This window comes from Falsiroseomonas oryzae (assembly GCF_027856955.1).
Classification (GTDB): Bacteria; Pseudomonadota; Alphaproteobacteria; order Acetobacterales; family Acetobacteraceae; genus Falsiroseomonas; species Falsiroseomonas oryzae.
This window is the reverse complement of sequence record NZ_JAPSMD010000588.1, coordinates 1-2,671: the sequence shown is the minus strand read 5'-3', so window position 1 is coordinate 2,671 and position 2,671 is coordinate 1. Positions and strand designations below refer to the sequence as shown.

The 2,671-nt window shown below is 72.0% G+C and carries 3 protein-coding genes; 2 read left to right on the top strand and 1 reads right to left on the bottom strand.

Going from position 1 to position 2,671, the window contains the following annotated elements; translation table 11 throughout:
- Positions 1-18 precede the first annotated feature (18 nt).
- Both OZN99_RS33600 and OZN99_RS29260 read left to right on the top strand, forming a co-directional pair.
- The gene (locus OZN99_RS33600; RefSeq protein WP_408611973.1) at positions 19-174 is read left to right on the top strand and encodes an aromatic-ring hydroxylase C-terminal domain-containing protein; all 156 of its coding nucleotides are present in this window, start codon (positions 19-21) and stop codon (positions 172-174) included.
- The gene (locus tag OZN99_RS29260) at positions 171-350 is read left to right on the top strand and encodes a hypothetical protein (protein WP_270938739.1); all 180 of its coding nucleotides are present in this window, start codon (positions 171-173) and stop codon (positions 348-350) included. Before OZN99_RS33600 ends, OZN99_RS29260 begins: the two co-directional genes overlap by 4 nt.
- 440 nt (positions 351-790) lie before the next feature.
- Here the strand turns inward: OZN99_RS29260 and OZN99_RS29255 are convergent, their stop codons facing one another.
- Positions 791-2,443 (bottom strand): electron transfer flavoprotein-ubiquinone oxidoreductase, encoded by a 1,653-nt coding sequence (locus OZN99_RS29255; RefSeq protein WP_270938738.1) that lies wholly within the window; start codon positions 2,441-2,443, stop codon positions 791-793.
- Positions 2,444-2,671 lie beyond the last annotated feature (228 nt).

Below are 2,671 nucleotides of genomic sequence, written 5' to 3'. Positions count from 1 at the left end.
CGCGCGGGCCTCGACCGGCTGCGCCTCGATGCCGCCACCGCCGGCGCGCTCGGCCTCGGCGCGCGCGGCTTCTACCTGGTTCGCCCCGACGGCCACGTCGCCGCACGGCGCCATGCGCTGCACGGCCCGACGCTCGACGCCGCCCTGCGTCGCCTGATGGGGTTTGCGCCATGAGCCTGCCGGTGGACGACCTGGAGGCGCTGTGGGAGCGCCTGGCCCGCGCCGTGGACGAGGCCGGCGACCGGCGCGAGCTGTTCCTCGCCAAGCTCGCCCTTCTGCTGGCCGAGCGGCTGGGCGACCGGGCGGCAGCGGAGGACGCGATCGCGGCGGCGCTGCGGGACCTGCGCTGACCTTCTCTCTCTCCTCAGGGGAGAGAGTCGGGGTGAGGGGGCTCGCCGAGCACGACACCGCGCCACGGGCCCTTCCTTCGCCCTCGACAGGTGCCGTTTGTTCTCTTTATGTTCCATGCGCTCTTTCACAAGGCCGGCCCCGCCGGCCCGCATCCGCCGACGCCCATGACCCGACCGCCCGTTCGGTCGCCCGTCCGCGTGCCACGGGCCGAGGCTGGGGAATTTGTCCGAAACCCGCCGCGCCGCCTCCGCCCAAGGTCGTAAAGCGGCAAAGCGCCGACGTGCCGGGACTGCCCGTGCCACGCGGCGCTCCCGTGCCCGGCCGCTTCGGGCCCCCCGATGCGTCCGCGGCTATGCCGCGGTGGCATGCGCTGTCCCACCCGGGATCGGCGCCAACCCCGGGCCCCCGCGAAGACGCGGAGCGGCTTCGCGGGGAAGCCTCACATCCCGCCGATGTAGTTCGGCCCGCCGCCGCCCTCCGGCGTGCGCCAGTCGATGTTCTGCGTCGGATCCTTGATGTCGCAGGTCTTGCAGTGCACGCAGTTCTGCGCGTTGATCACCAGCTTCATCTCGCCTTCGCCGTTGCCCGCGGCGGCCCCGACCGCCTCGTACACTGCCGCAGGGCAGTAGCGGCTCTCCGGCGCGGCGAACTTCTCCCAGTTCACGCCCTGCCACCGCGACGGGTCCTTCAGCACGAGGTGGGAGGGCTGGTCCTCCTCGTGGTTGGTGTTGGACAGGTACACCGAGGACAGCCGGTCGAAGGTCAGCACGCCATCCGGCTTCGGATAGGCGATCCGCGGCGCGCTCGCCGCGTCCTTCAGCGTCTCGTGGTCCTGGTGGTGGCTCCAGGTCCAGGGCGCCTTGCCGCGGAACACGTAGGTGTCGAGGGCTGCGTTCAGCATCCCGCCCCAGAAGCCGTATTTCGCGAAGCCCGGGCGGATGTTCCGCACGCCCTGCAGTTCCTCCCACACCCAGCTCGCCTTCAGCGCCGCGGGATAGCTGTCCAGCACCGCCGGCCTGTCGCCCGCCAGCGCGGCCGCGATCGCCTCCGCCGCCACCATCCCGGACTTCATCGAGGTGTGCGTGCCCTTGATCTTCGGCACGTTGAGGAAGCCAGCCGCGTCGCCGACGATCATCCCACCCGGGAAGACCAGCCGCGGCACCGCCTGGATGCCGCCCTCGTTCAGCGCGCGCGCGCCATAGGCCACGCGCTTGCCGCCTTCCAGGAAGCCGCGCACCGCCGGATGCGTCTTGAAGCGCTGGAACTCCTCGAAGGGCGAGAGCCAGGGGTTCGGGTAGTCCAGCCCCACCACGAAGCCGATCGAGACCAGGTTCTCGCCGAGCATGTAGAGCCAGGAGCCGCCATAGGTGTCGGACGGCAGCGGCCAGCCGGTGGAATGCCACACCAGGCCCGGCCGGTGCTTCTCCTTCGGGATCTCCCACAGCTCCTTCACGCCCAGCGCGAAGGTCTGCGGCGCGCAGTCCCGGCGCAGGTCGAAGGTCTCGAACAGCCGCTTGGTCAGCGACCCGCGGCACCCTTCGGCGAACACCGTGTAGGTCGCGCGCAGCTCCATCCCCGGCTGGTAGTTCGGGCCCTTCTCGCCCTCCCGCGTGATGCCCATCACGCCGGCGACGACGCCACGCACCTGCCCGTCCTCGATGATCGTCTCGGAGGCCGCGAAGCCGGGATAGATCTCGACGCCCAGCGCCTCCGCCTTCGCGGCCAGCCAGCGGCACACATTGCCCAGGCTGACGATCCAGTTGCCGTCGTTGTGCATCTGCGGCGGCGTCGGCAGCTTGAAGGCGCGCGTCGCCGTCAGCAGCATGAAGCGGTCCTCGGTGACCGCGGTGGCGAGCCCCGGCGGATCCTCGCGCCAGTCGGGCAGCAGCTCGTCCAGCGCGCGCGGCTCCAGCACGGCGCCCGAGAGGATATGCGCGCCGATCTCGCTGCCCTTCTCCACCACGCAGACGGCGGCGTCGGGGTTCTGCTGCTTCAGCCGGATCGCGCAGGCCAGCCCGGCCGGCCCGCCGCCGACCACCAGCACGTCGAATTCCATCGCTTCGCGCGCCTCGGGCGCCTCGGTCTCCGACATGCCTGTTCCTCCGGCGTTCTGCGCTGGGCCGGGATGTAGCGCCGCCCCCCATTGCGCGTAACCCCGCCGCCCCCCGATATCCCGGGTATGGAACGGGATGCTCTGCTGGCCGCGCTGCGGCTGCAGCTCGAATGGGGGGCCGACGACGCGCTGGAGGCCGCGCCGGTGGACCGTTTCGCCGCGCCCGCGCCGGCCCTGGCGCCGCCGGTCGCGCCGGCGCAGCGCCCC

Excerpts from the sequence above, each read along its gene's own strand:
- OZN99_RS29260 (WP_270938739.1), top strand. The coding sequence starts at position 171 with ATGAGCCTGCCGGTGGACGACCTGGAGGCGCTGTGGGAGCGCCTGGCC.
- OZN99_RS29255 (WP_270938738.1), bottom strand. The coding sequence starts at position 2,443 with ATGTCGGAGACCGAGGCGCCCGAGGCGCGCGAAGCGATGGAATTCGAC.